An 18,927-nucleotide genomic window follows, 5' to 3' on the forward strand; every position below is an offset into this window, starting at 1 on the left:
GACTACGGCCTTAACCACTGAGTGCGCGATGGGGAGATCTGCCCCGCCTCGCGGTTTCGTCATGTTCAACACGCTGGTGCTCCAACCGCACCAGGCTCACCCATCGTTGTGTGACCTGCGATGATGTAGCGGCCCACATTCCGTGCGGACCCATCCTCAAGCCGCCACCACGTAAAGGTGAGGTTGTCCACATCCTGCTGGACGATGTAACACTTCACAACCATCTTCTGGCCCGGGTACTGCCAAGGCGGCTGGTCTCCGCCCTTGCCATCGCAGGTGAAAGCCGGTTTTGGCTGGTAGTTCTTGCCGCCAAGTGTGTAGGTACAGGATCGCTGAACAACACCGGTATTAAGGACACCCTCCCAAACGCCTTGCCGTCCGGACTGGGCGCTGGCACTTGCCACAGGACCGCCGGTTCCGAGCGAGTTGAACGTCTGGACATCGATGGTGCGGGTCTGCTCCCACCCTCCGGTGTTGATGGTCCGGCTACCCGAGGCGCTTACGGTTTCCCAGGCTCCCCCGCTAATCCTGATTTTGGTGGTCTTGACGTCGTTGGTGGCAGCAGATGGCGAGGACCAGTTCAGAGTGACTGATTGGTTGTTCAGACCACCGCCGGTCCCCGACGCCGACGGCGTACCCGGCGCACCAAATGGTGTGGCGGCCGGCGCGGCAGCGGCGTCGGAACTGGGCGCCACGGATGAATGTGCCGTCACCGTCACGGTGGTGGCCTGGCCGTTGGCGAATCCTCCCACGGTCTGCCCGGGCTGGATGGCACCGGAGCGTCCGCCTGCGGAGTAGGTGTAGCTGACTTCGTTGGCCTTGGAACCGTTGCGCTGGGTGTCGCTGAGCGCGGTGAAGTTGATGGTGAGCTGACCACCGGCGGCACCGGTGTTGGCCGGTGTGGCACTGACGTTTTGGACAGTGCCCAGCTTTCCCGTTGCCCTGCGCGGCGGTGAGGCCGCGCTGACCAGGCTCTTGCCTGCTTTGTTCTCAGCCTGAACAGTAAACGTGTACGCCGATTGGTCGGTTGCTACCTCGAAGGTGGCTGTTCGGACGTTTCCCGGAATGGTCTGCGCCTGGGTGGTTCCGCTGCCTCCACTCATGGTGACGTAATAGCTCTTGATGGGGTCACCATTGATGCCCGGCTCGGCCCAGTCGACACGGAGCTGGTTCCGGGACCCGACGGCGGACACCACAGTGGTGCTCGGCGGCGCAGGTGTTCCGGGGATGCCGGCGGGGTGGTCCTCCGCGGAATACAGCCCCCAGTCGGACGGGCCAAGGTCATTGACGGCCTGCGCGCGGACCTTGTACTTCACACCGTTGGTCAGGCCGGGCCACGTGTAGCTGAGACCAGTGACCTCGTTCTTGACCGCGATTCCGTTGGCGGGCGGTGGCGAGATCTCCAGGTTGTAGTGCTTTACCGGGGAACCTTCGGTCTTGGCAGGGGTCCAGGTGATCGCCAGGTCCTGGTCGCCGGCCTTGACCGTGGGGACGTCCGGGGGCGATGGCTTCTCATCCGGAGTGATCTCATTGGAGGGCACGGAGGGCTGGGATTCGCCTACCTCATTGGTGGCAACCACGGTGAAGACGTACTTGACGTTGTTGGTCAGTCCAGTCAACGTACATGTCGTCGTGGGGCATTCCTGCTGGAACCCGGCCGCTTTCACCGTGTACTTGGTGATGGCTGCGCCATTGTCCGACGGCGGCGCCCACTTGAGGACGGCAGTTTTACTGCGGACGTCCGTAGCAACCGGCGCCGAAGGAGCATCGGGCTTGTCACGCACTGTGATGCGGACACGGCCCACGGCTTGCCGGCTGGGATCATCGGTCTTGTCCTTGATGGTGTACCTGACCACCAAGATCCCCTTGAAGCCGTCGGCGGGCGTCACCGTGATGGAGTCGCCTCCTACGGCCGGCTCGCCTGACGCGGATCCGGTTTCGACCACGGCAGACACCACGGTCAAGGGTTCGCTGAAGGGGTTGAAGTCGTTGCCCAGCACATTGATGGTTTCGGACTTGCCGGCGTTGGCCTTGTCGAGGACATCATCGTTCGCTGCCGGTTTGGGTCGGTTCGATGAGACTACGGAAACGGTGACGGCTGCCTTCGCAGGCTCCGAGCGGCCATCGGTCACCTTGAGCGGCACGGTCCCGCGGGCGCCGGGGTTGAGTGAACCCCCGGGGGTGATTTTCAGGACCGTACCCTCCACCCGCGCGTCGAATCCGCCGGGCAGGTCACCGTCCACGCTGAAGGTGAGCTTGCCTTGGTCCTGTTCATCAACGTCTGCGGCGAGGTTGGCAAGGTCCAGCTCCGTCGTGTCCCCCTTCGGCGCATCAATCGCAGCACCGCTGAAGGTGGGGGCGTGATTGGCGTTGGGGTTGGGCAGCACCTTGGTCTGGATGGTCAGAGTGGACTTCAAGCCCTCGGCATCGTCCGGACCACTACCGTCAGTCACTTCGAAGGTGATGGACCCGGGCCCCACGTACTCAGGCTGGGCCGCATACCTCAGCGCAGTACCATCACCAGCAATAACATTGGTGGAGTCCCCGCCCAGGACACGGATCTTGTCCACCACCGTGATGCGGGGTTGACGGCCGTCCCGGACCTTGACGTGATCCTGAAGGGCCAGAGTAACTTCCTCCCCCGCGGTGACCTCCACGATCTCAGTGGTGGAAAGCGTGGGGTACTGGAGGCCCTGGCCCGGAATCCACATGACCGCGGTAGCTGACTGCCCATCGATGTCGGTGACGGTGTAGGGAATCAACTGGTCCTGGGGCAGCAGCGTCACCACCACGCTGCCGGCAGTTCCGACGCGCGCATTCGGGTTCCCGTCCGGCAGGGAAATGGTGAGGTCCTCCGCCACGCCGTCGGGATCGGAATCGTTTTTCACCACCGGAACGTCAACCGCAGTTTTACCCAGGGTCTCGGCCAGCGTGATCCGGTCGTCCACTGCCACGGGGGCATGGAGCGGCGCGGTCGGGCTTGTCTGGACACGGATGACTGCGGCCGCTTCAGCCTTCTTATCGTCCTGAATCCGGTAGCTGATGCTGTCCGTGCCGGCCGCACCCGGCGCCGTGAGGACCACCTTTCCTGCCGCAGCTTCAACCTGCAGTTCCGGTTTGGCCTCGAACGCCGACACCAAAGCGATGGGGTCGCCGTCGGGGTCCGAGTCGTTTTTCAGTGCGTTCACCGCCACCCGTCGGCCGGGCCGGACATCAATGACGTCGTCCACCGCAATGGGCTTCTGGTTATCGGCTTCCGCAGGCGCAATGCCCACGATCACCGTGCCGGTGTTCTCCGCACCGATACGGTCCCGTACGCGGTAGCTGAACGTGTCAGTGCCTGCAGACGTGCCTCCGGCGGTGAACTCGAGGTACCCATCCCGCAGGATTGCTGTCCCCAGTTCGGGAGCCTTATCGATGCCCATCAGCTGCACCGAGTCGCCATCGGCATCGATACCGTCCAGGGGAACAGGGATTCGTACCGTCATCCCCGCAACCACCCGGGCTGTCAGATTCCGCGGCTCGGGCCTGGTGTTGGTGGCGTCATCGCGGGCGCGGATGCGGATGGTGACTTGCTGCGAGTCAGTTTGGCCGGAGGCATTGCTGACCTTATAGATGGCATAAACGGTGGTGGGTTCCTCGCCAGCGATATACCGGAGGGTGTTCCCCGCAACAAAGATCCTGCCCGCGGCCTCGTCGGGCTGCTGTGTCAGGACCGGGTCCAGCGTCAGTTCTCCGCCGTTGGGGTCCGTGTCGTTGTCCAGGACCGGGATGGTCACTATGTCGCCGGCACGCACGGAGACCTCGTCCGGTTTGGCCTGCGGTGCCTGAAGTTTGGTGGGCGCCGGCACAACCTGGACAGAAATATCCCCTGTGGCCGAGGCCTTGCCGTTGGAGATCGTGTATTTCAACGACAACTGTCCCTGGGCCCGGATGTCGGTGATTTTGACGACCGAGTGGTCCAGCACCGCTACGGAAACCGGGAGCCCGTCAGCCGCGGTGACCGATTGGATCACCAGGACGCCGCCGCTGGGGTCCGAGTCGTTGCCCAACACGTCAACCACGGTGCTGCCGCCACTGGGCAGGAGGGCAATATCGCGGACCGCCACCGGTGCGCCGTCGCTGTTTCCGGACACGACGTCCACCCGCACCAGTTGCTGGGCACTCGCCGGTCCGTTGGTCACCATGTACGTCACGTAGTGGGGACCCACCGACGTCGAGTTGAAAGTAAACGTCTGCTGGTCCGGACCCACCACGGCGGTCGACTGCGCGTCCGGCTGTGCCTGAGCCAACCGCAGCGTACCGCTCTGGGGGTCGGTGTCATTCTTGAGCGGCGCGATCACCGTATCCTGGCCCGCCACCGCAACCACGTGATCCGCATTCGCGATGGGCGGCAGCGCACCCGGAGCACGGACGTCAACGCTGATCTGCCCTTGGGTGGTCAGGGACCCGTCCGAGACACTGACGGTCAGGGTTTTACGGCCCGGGCCAGCCCCTGCGTCCTGGAAGGTGAGCAAGCCGTCCGGCCTGATCCGGACTTGGTCCGCTGGATCGCTGCTGGAGACTGCGACGGCAAAGATGTCATCGCCGTCGGGGTCCAGCCAATCGGTGAGGACAAACTGGCTGGCGATCTTCCCGGACTGGACCACCAAGGCATTGTTCCGATTGGGTTTGGGCTGGGGGGCGTTGTTTTCCTCCGCGGGCACAACCCGCAGGTCGACGTCCGCGCCGCCCGTACCGCCACGGCCGTCGTCCACCGAGTACTTGAACGTTTCGGAGCCCGTGGTTCCGGCGGGGACTGCGATCTGGAAGCCGGTGCCACCGTAGACGGCGGACAAGGCGCCGGACTTCAGTGGCTCGCTGGTGCTGACCGTGAGGACGTCGCCGTCGGCATCGGCGTCGTTGTCCAGCACGGGCAGGACAGTGGTCTTTCCGGCCCTGACCCCGAAGGCATCGGGTTTGGCCACCGGCACGGTGTTGGGTTTGCTGCGGTCCGGAAGGACTGTCTGCTGGACTTCGTCCGCGGAGTCCTTGTCGGCGTCGTCCGAGGTCTGCTGGGGCGGGATGACGTCGTCCCAGTTGTTGACCAACTGCATGTTCTGGTTGACCATCCAGACGTTGCCGGAGTTGACGTCGTTCAACACCACAAGATCGCGGTTGACACGGAAAACATACGACGGCGACGCACTCGCCTTGGGAACGTCGGACCGCTTGTTATCTGCCTCGTTAGTGCATTCCCGGACGTATTTGTTGGCACCGGACCACGCTGCGTACGTGCAGGATCCCAGATGGACCGGCGCGGCCGGAATGCCCTGACCGTCCGCTTGGACCGTCTTGGCGGTCCCGCCGTCCAGGGGTTGCAGGAGCAGTGCCTTCGGTGTGGCGATGGCAATAAAATCGGCCGCCGGGCCGCTCTGTTGCAATTTGGCTTCCCTGGCGTCATCCAGGTGTACTTTGTTGCCCCCGGGCAGCACGATGTCGCCCGTGGCGGCGTTGAGTACCACGGCTTTGTCGCCCACAGTTGCCAGCTGGACTTCGCCGTCGGCCTTCAAAGCGTCATCGCTCCGGACCTGGGAATCCACGGCCTTACCGTCGAGATCCACCTTTGTTGCCGTCAGTGTTCCTGTTTTCGGGTCCAGTGTGTGGATGGTGTCGTCAACACCCACCACCGAGACAACGCCGGGCGACTGCTCGAACAAGGGTTCCGATTCGTCGCTGAAACCGCCAATGGAGGTGGGCGAAACAGCCCAGACCTTGCCCTGGGACGGGTCAGTGACAGCCAGTACTTTGTTGCCGAAGCTGACCTCTGCGGAGCCTGGAAGTTTTTGGTCGCCGCCCAGGCGCATGTTGGCGGCGCTGACAGGGTTGATGGTCCCGCCATCTGCGTCATCGATGAAGATGTCGCCGGCCTGCTGAAGGATATCGAAGTTGGTGCTGGCCGGAGTCACTGCCCCATCCAGCGATTTGGAGGGGTAGTTCAGGCGACCGGCCGCATTCTTGGTCTTACTGACCACCCAGACGCCGCCGTCGTTCAGTTCCACCTCGGTGGTCTTGAACCCCGGGTAGAGGATGGCACCCGTTACCAGGACAGCCGCTGCGGCAGTGAAGGCAGTGGCTGCGATGACCTTACGTCGGCGATTATTGGCACGGCGTTTTCCGGACCCATCAGGCAGAGCCATCCCACATTCCCCCACAGTTCGGGCAGCACGAAGCAGCCGGCGCCGACCCCCACGGCGAAACACGACACAATCAACGCACAGCCTACCGGGTTACTCCATCGATTAGCTAAGTCATGACATGAACCGCATTCGTTACCCCGCACTTTCACCTTGCTTCCACCCCGCACGCTCTCTCACATAACAGCCCTTAAAGCCGAACGCTCGCTCACTTTCTTCAGGAAAGTGAGCGAGCGTTCGGCTCAAGCCCGAGGGAAGTGGGAGAGCGTGCGCTTTGGAAGGCGGGCTGTCAGCAGCGCCTAATCCAGCACGAGTCCCTTGCCGCGGCCACGGGCCAGCATCACGGGATGGATTTCGCCGAAGCCACGGACATTCTCCGATTTCTGGGGAACCAGGACGAACCGGTCATCCTGCCCCAGTGCAGCGGCCGTCATAGCGTCTACCAGGACAGTCCCGGGCTGAGCCAGTGTGGTGAGCCGGGCAGCGAGGTTGACTGTGGGTCCGTAAATATCGCCCAGCCTGGACAGGATACGACCCCAAACCATGGAGACTCGGCACTGCGGCAGGATTTCGTCCTCCGTGAAGGCCTGTGCCAACGCCAGGGAAATCTCGGCCCCGGCTGCCGGCGTCTCAGCGATGTAGAGAACTTCGTCGCCCACAGTCTTGACCAGGCGTCCGCCGCCCACGGAGATGATTTCGGCACACTTGTTCTCAAAGCGCTGCACCAGCTGGGCGAGCGTCTTCTCGTTCATCCGACGCGAAAGGCTGGTGTAGGAGACAAGGTCGGCGAAACCCACGGCACGTGCCAGGGGCAAGGGCGAATCGTCTTCGTCGCCTTCGCGGCCTTCCTCACTGGCTTGCAGGCCGGCCTCTGCCCGCACCGCAAGGCGCTGCACGCCCGCGTTGAGCTGACGGCGGTAGGAGTACACGAGGATCTCCTCGAGCGAGTCCACCAACGCGGGCAACTGGCCCACCAGTTGTTTGCGGGCCACCGCATCCGGAATGCCCTGCTCGGACACCATGTCTTCCACCAAGGCTTCGATCTGCCAGACCACCATGCGGTCCGTCATTTGCCCAATGGAACGGGTGACCGAAATGGCAGCTTCCTCAGTCAGGATCCCTGCCCGGACCAGGTCCAGGATGGTTGACAGCGCTGCCTGATCCCGTTCCGTAAAGGCAACGTCTTCGTCGCCGAAGTTCGGGAATCCCAAGGCACGCCAAATTTTGCGGGCCGACAGAATAGACACGCCTGCCCCTGCGGCAACTTCACGACGACGAAGCTTGCGTTCTCCGCCCAGCAGCTTTGATTCCAGCGCTTTGATGGCCAGGCGCTCGGCGGACATGACACCGGTGGGCGGTCCGGCCTGCACCGCAACCGGAGCAGGCCCGGCATCGGTGTCCTCGTTCACTGAAGGTTCGGGGACGGCGTCGAACTCCTGGTCCAAGGCCTCGCCGGACTGCTGATCCTCAACGCTCATCTCTTCCACCTTCTCTCAGCTCCCATGGCAACTGGTCATAGTCCGTCAATACTTGGCCCTCAAAAACCTCACCTTGCGGGAGTTCATCCATCGCGTCAAGAATGAATCCCCGGAATTTCGCGACGTCGGGAACATCCGCCAGGATGGCCGTTCCGGAGTGCCCGGTATCCAAGGATATATTCCCTGAGTGCAATGTCCGTTGGAGCATGCTCTGGTGGACACCCACATTGCGCACGGCCATCAGCGAGACCTGCCAGTCGCGGCGTCGAAACATTCCGTATTTGGCAAGTATCCGCCTGCTGGTCAGGATGTAGCGGACGGAGTTCCAGCGCATGACGCGGCGCAGGCTGTAAGCCAGCAACAACCATGCTGCGAGTACCAGACACAGGCCAACCAGCCATGGTGTCCATTCCACTGTAATGAACGGCGCCACTCGCTGGGCATTTCCTTTGACAATCCAGGCGCAGGCATAACCCGTCAGGGCCGGAGCAATCAGGAATGCCAGCACCGGGAAGAAGAGGGATCGGGCCTGTTGACGCGTGATGGTGATGACCTGCTCCCCCGGAAGCAACTCTTTACGCATAACCACTTTCCGTGGCGCGCAAGTGCACCACGTCACCAGCTGTCACCACATGTTCCCTGCCCCCATGGTCCACCACCAGCAACGAGCCGTGTTCATCCAGACGCGAAGCGTGGCCCACCAGTTCGTGGTCACCGGGCAAATGCGCCCGGACTTCGCGACCCAAGGTCACCATGGCGGACTCAACCCGCTTGTGCAGCGAAGGTCCTCCCGCCAATCCCGCAGCCGGGTCCCCCTCGGAATTGCAAAAACTGCGGTAGAGCCGGGCGAAGCGCGAAAGGTAGCTCTTCAGCAGCGCGGTGCGGTCCGTCGTCGTGGCCCCTTCCAGGGCCAGGGAAGTGGCTGTTTGAACCGGCAGTTCTTTCTCGTCCAGCGTGACGTTGAGCCCCACGCCGAGGATGACGGCGGGAACAGAGCCATCGCCCACGGCTGTCATCTGGGCCAGGATCCCAGCGATCTTGCGCCCGTTGACCAAGACGTCATTGGGCCACTTGATGTCTGCTGTCACACCGGCGGTTTCCTGCAATGCCTCCCGCAGGGCAACGGCAGCAAGCAGGGATAGCCAGGAATAGCTCTGCGTTGGTACCGGCATGCCCTCTGCCGTGACGGGACGGAGCACTATGGACACGGAGACAGCCGAGCGCTCGGGCGATTCCCAGTGCCGGTCCAACCGACCACGCGCAGCCGTCTGGTGCTCAGCTGTCAAAACGGCGAGGTCGGCCCACTTTTTGGGCTCAACGGTGACAGCCCGCACCAAGTCCTGGTTGGTGGACCCTGTGGATTCGACGATGGTCAGTTGCGAAATACCCGTGGCTGAAAGGAAGTCCGGCTGCAGCAAGGCTTCACGATCCAACGCGGCCCGCTCCGGCCCGCTGGTCGGGACGTTGGGTTCGCTGCTGTCTGGCTGTTCGGCATCCATAGCTGAATCCTATCCAGTTGCGGCGTCCCGGGATGGCCCGTGAACAGGAAAGCGGCTGGGAATCCGCTTAGAGAAAGATGTCCGGAACCAGGCGGTCTTCGGGGGCACCCAAGCTGTAGGGCGAAAAGTCGGACACGCCGGCCGCGCGCAGGACTTCCTCGTCGGTGAAGAAGTTGCCGGTGGCACCTGTACCCGTCAGAACGGCGTGCGCGGCGTCGGCCATGATTTCCGGGCCGCGTGCAGCCCGGACAATCTGCTGCCCGCCCGGCATGTTCCGGATCGCAGCCGTGTCAATGAGCGTGCACGGCCAGAGCGAGTTGACCGAAACGCCCTCGTCCTTCAGCTCTTCAGCCAGCCCCAGGGTGGTGAGGCTCATTCCGTACTTTGCCATGGTGTAGGCCAAGTGCATGCCGGCCCATTTGGGGTCGAGGTTAAGCGGCGGCGACAGGGTAAGGATGTGGGCGTGGCTGGATTCCCTGAGCGCCGGCAGCGCCAGCTTGGAGAGCAGGAACGTTCCACGGACGTTGATGTCCTGCATGAGGTCGTAGCGCTTCATGTCCACGGCATCGGTGCGGCACAGGTCGATCGCCGAGGCATTGTTAACTACGACGTCGATCCCCCCGAAACGCTCGACGGCGGCGGCTACTGCTGCGGCGACGTCGTCATCATTGCGGACGTCCCCGACCAGCGGTAGCGCCTGGCCGCCTGCGGCGACCAGTTGTTCAGCGGCGGTGAAGACTGTGCCTTCGAGTTTGGGATGGGGGTCCCCCGTCTTGGCCATGAGCACGATATTGGCGCCATCGCGGGCCGCGCGGGTGGCTATGGCCAAGCCGATGCCCCGGCTGCCGCCGGACATGAGGATGGTCCGACCCTTGAGCGAACCGGTGGCCACGTAGGGAGTTTGCGCCGGCGCAAGTGCGCGGGAAGCGTCGTTGCTTGAAGTCATGGGGACACTCTAACGCAACTATGTTACTGACGGGTAACATAGCGATGGCTTTGGCTTGGACGCGGAAAATTGTAGGGTTTCTACAGCGGTTCGCGGCAAAGGCGTCACTAGACTGGCCTGCGGGGCCTGTTCTTTGTACGGAAGCTACTTAAGCTTCGCGACCAACACCGAACTGCGCCGACGAAAATCAGCTACAGAGCCGGAGACACTTGATGAGCCACGATCTGACAACGACAGCGGGAAAGATTGCCGACTTCCGCGACCGCCAGGCCCGTGCAGAGCAGCCTTCCGGCCCGGAAGCCATTGAAAAGCAGCACGCACGGGGCAAGAACACGGCCCGCGAACGCATTGACCTGTTAGTTGATCCGGGCTCGTTCGTCGAGTTCGACGCCCTGGCAGTCCACCGCTCCACTGCCTTCGGCATGGAGAAGAAGAAGCCCCTCGGCGACGGCGTAGTCTCCGGATACGGCACCGTTGATGGCCGCCTCATCGCGATCTACAGCCAGGACTTCAGCGTCTACGGCGGCTCCCTGAGCCAGGTCAACGGCGAGAAGATCGTCAAAGTCCAGGAATTCGCCCTCCGCAATGGCTGCCCGGTTGTCGGAATCAACGACGGCGGCGGCGCGCGTATCCAGGAAGGCGTAGCTTCCCTGGCCATGTTCGCTGACATCTTCCGCAACAACGTCCACGCTTCCGGCGTGGTCCCGCAGATCTCCCTCATCATGGGCCCTTGCGCCGGCGGCGCAGCCTACTCCCCCGCCCTGACCGACTATGTGGTCATGGTGGACAAGACCTCGCACATGTTCATCACGGGACCCGACGTCATCAAGACCGTCACGGGTGAGGATGTAGACATGGAAACCCTCGGCGGCGCGCGGCAGCACAACGCCACCACCGGCACCTCCACTTATCTCGCTTCCGATGAAGCAGACGCCATTGAGTTCGTCCGCGAACTCCTGGACTTCCTGCCCTCCAACAACCTGTCCGAGGCCCCCGTCGTGGAGCACGACCAGGAACTGGAACTCAACGACGACGACCTCGCCCTGGACGGGCTGATTCCCGATTCCGCCAACCAGCCGTACGACATGCGCAAGGTCATTGAGCAGATCGTGGACGACGCGCACTTCCTTGAAATGCAGTCGCTGTACGCCCCCAACGTGATGATCGGCTACGGCCGCGTTGAGGGACACACCGTGGGCATCGTGGCCAACCAGCCCATGCAGTTCGCGGGAACGCTGGACATCTCAGCCTCGGAAAAGGCTGCCCGCTTTGTCCGCCACTGCGATGCGTTCAACATCCCCATCATCACTTTGGTGGACGTCCCCGGCTTCCTGCCCGGGAAGGACCAGGAGTTCCAAGGCATCATCCGCCGCGGCGCGAAGCTCCTGTACGCCTACGCCGAAGCAACGGTCCCCAAGCTCACCGTGATCACCCGCAAGGCCTACGGTGGCGCGTACATCGTGATGGGGTCCAAGAAGCTCGGCGCAGACCTCAACCTCGCGTGGCCCACCGCCCAGATCGGCGTCATGGGCGCCCAGGGTGCCGTGAACATCCTGTATCGCCGCGACCTCGCTGCCGTTGCAGAAGCCGGCGGCGACGTCGAGGCCAAGCGGGCCGAGATCATCCAGGGCTACGAGGAAGAACTCCTCAACCCCTACCAAGCAGCGCAGCTGGGCTATGTGGACGCAGTCATCGCTCCGTCCGACACGCGCCTCCAGATCATCCGCGGCCTCCGGGCCCTCCGCGACAAGCGCGCGAGCCTGCCCACCAAGAAGCACGGAAACATCCCGCTGTGAGCACGCCGAAGCACCGGGCTGATTCCGCGCCTGATCAGGTACCCGCTGAAGCAGCCGCTGCGCCGCTGTTTTCGGTGGTCAAGGGCGAACCGACGGCCGAAGAGCTCGCGGCGATTGCCGCCGTCGTGGTTTCACTCGGGACAACGCAGGAAGTTGCTGCATCGAAGCCGAACGTCCGGCATTGGGTGCGTCGCCAGCAACTGCGTTTGGACCCGGCTCCGGGTCCGGGTGCGTGGAAGCGCAGCCGCGGCTAGTTTTCGCTCACGTAGAAAAGTTCAACAACCCTTTCACGTAAGCGGTGTCGCGGCTAGGCTCTGTGGGTGACTACTGCAAACACTCCTGTACGCCCGAAGTCCGCCATCGATGCCGTCGCTGACGCGTACACAGAAAAGTTGATCGAACTCAATCCCAGCTTCGCCACCACGCTGGGCTTGCCCGGACACGAAACCGAATACCAGGACTACTCCCCTGCCGGTGCCGAGGCTCATGCGGAAGCCACAAAGTTGGCCTTGGATGCCTTGGCGGGCCTTGAGCCGTCCGATGATGTGGACGCTGTCACCCTCGACGCCATGCGCGAGCGGCTCGGCCTGGAACTGGAGATCCACGAGTCCGGTTGGGATGCTGCCGATCTCAACAACATCGCCTCCCCCGCCCAGGACATCCGCGCCATCTTCGATCTCATGCCCACGGACACGGTGGAGCACTGGGAGCACATCGCCGGTCGCGCAGCTAATGTTCCGGGCGCCATTGAGGGCTACATCGAGTCGCTTCGCTCCGCTGCTGCCGACGGAAAAGTCGCCGCCGCCCGCCAAGTCCGGATCGTCATCGAGCAGACCGGCCGCTACGCCGCTGAGGATGGTTTCTTCGCCAAGATGGCCGCTGCTGCCTCGGTGGGTGATGCGCCGCTGCCCGCCGAGGTTCAGTCGAAGCTCGACGCCGGGACTGCGGCCGCGCGTTCCGCGTACAGAGCCTTGGGTGGATACCTTCGGGACGAACTCCTGCCCCTGGCACCGGAGAAGGACGCAGTCGGGCGCGAACGCTACGCGCTGGCCTCGCGTTCATTCGTTGGCGCCGAAATCGATCTGGAAGAAACGTACGACTGGGGAGTCCAGGAGCTCGAGCGGCTTATCAGCGAGCAGGAGAAAGTTGCCGGCCAGATCAAGCCCGGAGCGTCCATTGAGGAAGCCAAGAGCATCCTCAACAACGATCCCGCGCGTCAGATCAAGGGCACCGACGCGCTCAAGGCCTGGATGCAGGAGCTCTCCGACCGGGCCGTGTCTGAACTTGCAGACGTGCACTTCGACATCCCGGACGTCATGAGAACTCTTGAGTGCATGATCGCGCCCACCGACGAGGGCGGCATCTACTACACGGGGCCCTCTGACGACTTCTCCCGTCCAGGCCGCATGTGGTGGTCCGTGCCCGCCGGTGAAGACACGTTCACCACGTGGTCCGAAACCACCACTGTGTTCCATGAGGGCGTCCCGGGCCACCACCTTCAAGTAGCCACGGCAACATACCGGCGCGAACTCCTCAACAACTGGCGCCGCAATGTTTGCTGGGTGTCCGGCCACGGCGAGGGCTGGGCGCTTTACGCCGAGCAGCTCATGCTGGAACTGGGCTACCTCAAGGACCCGGGCGACCACATGGGAATGCTCGATGGCCAGCGCATGCGCGCGGCCCGCGTGGTCTTCGACATCGGCGTCCACTTGGAACTGCCCGTCCCCGAGCGTTGGGGCACCGGAACCTGGACCCCCGGGAAGGGCTTCGACTTCCTCAAGGCCAACCTCGACATCAGCGAAGGCCAGCTCCAGTTCGAATTCACCCGCTACCTCGGCTGGCCGGGCCAAGCCCCGTCGTACAAGGTCGGCCAGCGTCTCTGGGAGCAGATCCGTGCCGAGCTGGAAGGCCAGGAGGGCTTCGACCTGAAGTCCTTCCACAGCAAGGCACTCAACATCGGCTCAGTTGGTTTGGACGTACTGCGCAGGGCCCTGCTGGGCTGATTATTTTGGAGTGGCTCCGGCCGGAGGCCGGACATCCTCGGTGTGCTGCTCCTTCGTCACTTTGATGCACACTGCCGGATGCCCGGTCTTGGCAATGGGTTCTCGGAGACGGCCGGGATTAAGGCGAGTCCCCCGCGGCAAGGGCAGGCGGGTTTATGCTGCAGTGGGCGGTTCAATCAAACTCGATAAAGTCCCGTATCGCTGCGATCAACCATTCATCCATTGAGGCGTATTCCTTTGCCGAATGACGTACTGCCGCCCCAGTTGCATCCCGCATAACGTCGTAGTCATCGACGACTACGACGTGTATGCCAGTCCAGCAGGCCACATCATCACTGATAGGAACTCTAGGTATCCGGCTTGGGAGCCGATTGCGCCGCTGACGAATCCACCCGTCGCTGCTCCGACGGCACCCCCGAGAGTCCACTTATTATCCGGAGATCTTTGGAGGTGGTATATGCCCGCGTTCCCGATACTGCCCGATACTGCATTGGTTAGTGCCGCCCTGCCCATCTGCTGTGGTTGCAACCGCGACAAATAGCTGCCCGCACAGGTACTGACACCGGACACCCCCGAGGTCACTGCAGGGCCTCATCCGCCAGTCGCCGGGCCTCCGCCGCTGAACCAAAACCACGCTTATCCACCGCACAAGGAGCCACCGGGCCCCTTGTGCGGCTCCCAGCAGCACGCCCCCATGCCAAACCTGCAAACGTTCCCGCAAGGAACCCGCCAAACCAGGCATACCCAAGACCAACCACACCACAACGAACAAAACCAGAACAACGGAACCCATCCACTGCCGAGGTAAGCCAAACCGAAGAAACAGAGAACCAACAGCCAGACCGGCAAGTAACGAACCGACCTCCAGCAAACACTGTGTCATTCGGCACAAACACCATCACAGAGAGCGTGGCCATTAAAACCACCCGACTGAAGATCAGGGAGCCCTCCCAAGAATTCCGCCGCTCTTTAGTCATGACGGCTTCGCTGCTTGCTGTGCTGCTTGGATTTCACTGCCAATCACACCGAGGCCCAGACTTATCGTTGTTCACCAGCAGTTAGAGTCAGCCCAATCATGAAGCCGAGACCACAGCCCGCCCATAGCGATCCGTACGATGTCGCAATGACCGGAAGTATGTTGGACAGAGCCGCTATGGCTAGACTGCCTAGGACAATTGTGCCAACCAAAATATTTATGGAGGCAAAATTTGAACTGACATATGTCACAAACCCCATGCCGGCAATACATATAAACAAGACAATAAAGTTTGTTAGCCAAGCAGATAAGCCAAACTCGTCAAATCTATTTACGCAGGTTAAAATCGCTATAAGACCGGGAATTGTCACGCTCAGCCATTGGTACCAGTGGGGCATCGCTCTTTCACGAAGGGCGCGGTCCCCGGCAGTCTCTTTAGTCATCATTATTTCCATGCTTCATCGATCATTCCATTCGTTCCGAGTCCAATGAGTGAATTAGTTAAGTCTGTAGTCATATTGGACTTCGTAAAATACTCAATAGGCGAAGAGGTGCTTGTTCCAATGAGATCAGCGTAACCCTGCGATGAGTTTCCCCGCGAAGTAGAAACACCCGTAGAGAACACTCCGGACGTAGTAGAAGAAACCAGAGACTTGATCGGATCAAATGCTTCGCCATTCACACCACTCTTGAGCATGTCCCCCGCGAACCCGGCGCCTGTGTTGACGCTCGCACTCAGGAGAAACTGGGCGCCTTTGCCCGTAACGTGGCCGGCTGCTGGACTCAGTGCCCCGCTGATGACACCCGTGGAGGCACCTCCAGTTGCGCTACCCAGCAGTCCTTGGGCTGTCCAGGGACCTCCCTTCTGAACGCGTTCACGGACGTAATCGGCGGTTCCCGTGACACCACCTGCTGCCCCGCTACCCACCATGTCCTTCAACAAATTTGCACCGAACCTCCGTGCAATGACCGCGGCATTGCCTGTCGCACGAGTCAACGTCGAAGTCGCGACATTTGAAGCCATACTTCGCGCAGCCTGGCCCGCCACCACTCTTCCAACAACCAGTGAAGCAGATTTAGCAACGATCATTCCCACGCCACCGCCGGCTACACCCATAACACCGCTCCCAATGGCCTGGCCCCAGTTGACTTGGCCGGTGGTTGCTTTTTGGATGACTACATCGGCGCCAAAGCTCATCAATCCCATGCCCGCGAGCTGGCCGCCGGGGACGAACATCAACACGGCCCCGCCCACCACAGCAGCGCCGCCAACGACGTACTCCCAGTTGTCTCCGAGCCAGTCGCCTGCTGCGGCGAGGGCGCCGCGGGAGGAGCCGTCGTAGGCTTTCAGGTCAGCGTCGGTGAGGGGGCGCAGGCCGGTGGGGTCGGTGGTGTTGAGGGGGTTGTTTCCGGCGTAGGAGTAGGGGTTGCCGTCCCAGCCGGCTCCCAGGACGGGGGCGAGGGGGTCGGTGGAGAGGAAGCCCCGGGTGGTGGGGTCGTAGGCGCGTTTGCCGAGCCATTCGAGTCCGGTGATGTCGATCCCGCCGCCGGCGGTCAGGGCGATCCCGGCGGGCAACACACCACCCACACCCGCATTAGCAGCTGCGGGGCTGCCCGGGTTGGGGGTGGTGGGGGTGCCGAGCACGGCCCAGGGGTCGTGCTGGTCCGTCGGGCGGGCGGCACGCCACCCGGGCGCGGTCCACGCTTCGCCTATGCCGGTGATACCGCCGGGCAGGGACACCACCTGGGTGGTGTTGGCACCGGCCAGGGTCGGGACGGGTGCTGCGGTGTCCCACCACAACGGTGTCCCGTCCACGGTGGCGAGTTCACCGAGCGCGTCGACGTGGAGTCGGTGCCGGGACACCTCTGCCCCGTCCCGATCCTTCTCGATGGTCCCGGCAAGGTAGCCGGTGGGACCCCACGCGTATTCGGTCCAGGACCCGTCCGCCCCGATCACCCTGACCCGGCGGCCCAGTCCGTCATACACATACCCGGTGACCGAACCATCAGGTTCCGTCACAGTAAGGAGCTGGCCTGCGGCGTCGTAGCTGTAGGTGCGCGCCCCGGTGGGGGTGGTTTCGCGGAGCAGCCGCCCACCGGCGTCGTACACCCACCCCACCACCGAAGCCGAGGCCCCCGCGCTGCCGCTGGTCGTGCTGGTGGTTGCGGTGATCAGTTGCCCGGCGGTGTCGTACCCGTACCGGGTCACGACCCCGTTCCGGGCCAGGCCGGTAATCCTGCCGCCGTCTTCACGACCGATGATCGTCACATCAGCTACGCCGGGGTTATCGGTGTGGGTGCGGATGTGCTCGACCAGTGCCCCGTCCCGGTACACCCATTCCTGGGTGTACTGGCCCGCGGTCGCGGAAGTGATCCGCCCGGAGGGGTCGTGGGTGAAGGCCGCGTCCCCGAGCAACGGGTTCGACACGGCCGTGACCCGGCCTGCGGGGTCGCGGGTGTAGCGGGTGGTGGTGCCGGCCGGGGTGGTGAACCCGGTCCGGTTCCCGTCACCGTCGTACTCCCACCCCAGCGTTTCGGCTCCCCGGGACTTTCGGGTGAGGAGGCCGCGGCGGTCGAAGCACAACTCGTGCTCCACCGCGTACCCGGCCCCACCGGTGTGGTCCGTGATGACCACCCTGCGGCCCGCAAGGTCACGGGTGATGGCGGCGATCAGTGTCCCGTCCACCGACGTGGTCGCTTCCCGTCCGGCGGGGTCGTAGCTCCAGGTGGTCGTGCCCGTCAGAGTCCGTCTGGGACAGCTGCCGCCCCGCCGGATCATAGCTCAGTCGATTTGTTGAAATGAATAGACCATAGGAGTTACGCCGAGGACCTCATATAGCTTCCACGTTGCTTGCGTTGTCGCCCCGATCTGGAACGAATATCGTCCACCACCCGACAAATCCGCGGCCACGGCATCCCGGTTCGACTCCGTGATATCCCTAGTCAGGGTCAGGGTCCCGCAATCCGAGGTACTGATCTGCACCCTCGACCACGAAGCACCACCACGGTTGCCCCCTGACGCTACACCGCCTTCCGCTACAGTGACGGTGCATTCGATCGCGACCCTGTGGGTCTCGTCATATGCGTCAGACACCGGTGGCACAACAAATATAACGACGGGCACCAGCAAGGCCGAGGACACGATGGTCCAAAAAACCCATCGATCCCTCCGGAGTTGCCTCCGCGACTTCTCCGGCGGGTTCGCAGCGATTTTCCCGTTCCCTGAGGACTCATAGATTCCTCCGTCCATGTCTGTTCAACATATGGTCTCCAACCTTAGGGCGCACGGTGTACCCCTGCCAATGGGCCCTTTCCTCCGAGGAAGAAGCCCTGTGCTGCGGCCGAGAATATTCCGGTGCGTGAAGTATCGGCGCCGGGGCGGATCCACTGGTTTACTGCACCTTGAATAGCGCCGGATCCATGGTTCACTATCTCACTTACGTTAGTAGTCCAACGCTGGACGTTGGGTGCCAGAAGGCGAGGATTCCATCCGGCGGGATAAACCGGCTGAACCGGCAAACGTGACGTGGCCAGGGCGCTCAACTTGGTGCCGGCGACTCCAAAAAGGGAACCAGTGCCAAACCCTGTCAAGGCAGCTCCAGCATAACCGGTAATGTCTTTGTCTCCAGTGTTATTGAACTGGTAGTTCAGGACGTTTGAGGTGGACCCGGAAGTCCCGGCCGCTGTGGCGGCTCGTCCGGTGCTGCTGAACGTGAAACGCAGAGCCGACTGCGCTGCAGTTGTTCCCCACCGAGCGACGGACGGGGCAGCCTTAGCCATGAGGCCAGCGGTCCCTCCGCCTACCAAACCTGCGGCACCACCAACCAGAGCATCGACACCGACCTGACCCCAATTCACATGCCCGTTCGTCATCTTCTGTGAAGCAACCGACACTCCGCCACCTATAAAGGCACCGGAAGCCGCGCCGATCAAGGCAACACCGACTGGTCCCCCAACACCGGTGAACATCAGACCCACACCCACAGCGATGGCGGGGGGGGGCGGGGGGGGGGGGCGGGGGGGGGGGGGGGGGCGGCGCGGGGGGGGCGGGCC

General features: G+C 62.8%; 9 protein-coding genes. 3 read left to right on the forward strand and 6 right to left on the reverse strand.

Annotated features, from left to right (window positions below):
• Positions 1–65: 65 nt before the first annotated feature.
• The 5 genes from ABIE35_RS20290 to ABIE35_RS20310 form a co-directional block, all read right to left on the reverse strand.
• Positions 66–6,179, reverse strand: coding sequence for an Ig-like domain-containing protein (locus ABIE35_RS20290; protein WP_354517697.1), 6,114 nt, complete (start codon positions 6,177–6,179; stop codon positions 66–68).
• 296 nt (positions 6,180–6,475) lie between these two features.
• Positions 6,476–7,654: an adenylate/guanylate cyclase domain-containing protein gene (locus ABIE35_RS20295; RefSeq protein ID WP_354517698.1), complete on the reverse strand. Its 1,179-nt coding sequence runs from the start codon at positions 7,652–7,654 to the stop codon at positions 6,476–6,478.
• Positions 7,644–8,237 (reverse strand): PH domain-containing protein, encoded by a 594-nt coding sequence (locus tag ABIE35_RS20300; protein WP_354517699.1) that lies wholly within the window; start codon positions 8,235–8,237, stop codon positions 7,644–7,646. The genes ABIE35_RS20295 and ABIE35_RS20300 overlap by 11 nt, the downstream gene beginning before the upstream one ends.
• On the reverse strand, positions 8,230–9,153 hold the full coding sequence (locus ABIE35_RS20305) for a biotin--[acetyl-CoA-carboxylase] ligase (RefSeq protein ID WP_354517700.1): 924 nt from the start codon (positions 9,151–9,153) through the stop codon (positions 8,230–8,232). Before ABIE35_RS20305 ends, ABIE35_RS20300 begins: the two co-directional genes overlap by 8 nt.
• Positions 9,154–9,220: 67 nt before the next feature.
• A complete protein-coding gene (locus ABIE35_RS20310; protein ID WP_354517701.1) occupies positions 9,221–10,099 on the reverse strand; it encodes an SDR family oxidoreductase in 879 nt (292 codons plus the stop codon).
• 212 nt (positions 10,100–10,311) lie between these two features.
• Between ABIE35_RS20310 and ABIE35_RS20315 the strand changes: the two genes are divergently transcribed.
• From ABIE35_RS20315 to ABIE35_RS20325, 3 genes are all read left to right on the forward strand, one after another.
• Positions 10,312–11,895, forward strand: a complete 1,584-nt coding sequence (locus ABIE35_RS20315) for an acyl-CoA carboxylase subunit beta (protein ID WP_310201508.1) — start codon at positions 10,312–10,314, stop codon at positions 11,893–11,895.
• Positions 11,892–12,149, forward strand: a complete 258-nt coding sequence (locus ABIE35_RS20320; protein ID WP_354517702.1) for an acyl-CoA carboxylase subunit epsilon — start codon at positions 11,892–11,894, stop codon at positions 12,147–12,149. Before ABIE35_RS20315 ends, ABIE35_RS20320 begins: the two co-directional genes overlap by 4 nt.
• Positions 12,150–12,215: 66 nt before the next feature.
• Positions 12,216–13,898, forward strand: a complete 1,683-nt coding sequence (locus tag ABIE35_RS20325) for a DUF885 domain-containing protein (RefSeq protein WP_354517703.1) — start codon at positions 12,216–12,218, stop codon at positions 13,896–13,898.
• 1,421 nt (positions 13,899–15,319) lie between these two features.
• Here the strand turns inward: ABIE35_RS20325 and ABIE35_RS20330 are convergent.
• The gene (locus ABIE35_RS20330) at positions 15,320–17,560 is read right to left on the reverse strand and encodes an RHS repeat-associated core domain-containing protein (RefSeq protein WP_354517704.1); all 2,241 of its coding nucleotides are present in this window, start codon (positions 17,558–17,560) and stop codon (positions 15,320–15,322) included.
• Between the last annotated feature and the right edge of the window lie 1,367 nt (positions 17,561–18,927).

This window comes from Paenarthrobacter sp. 4246, assembly GCF_040546855.1.
Taxonomy (GTDB): domain Bacteria; phylum Actinomycetota; class Actinomycetes; order Actinomycetales; family Micrococcaceae; genus Arthrobacter.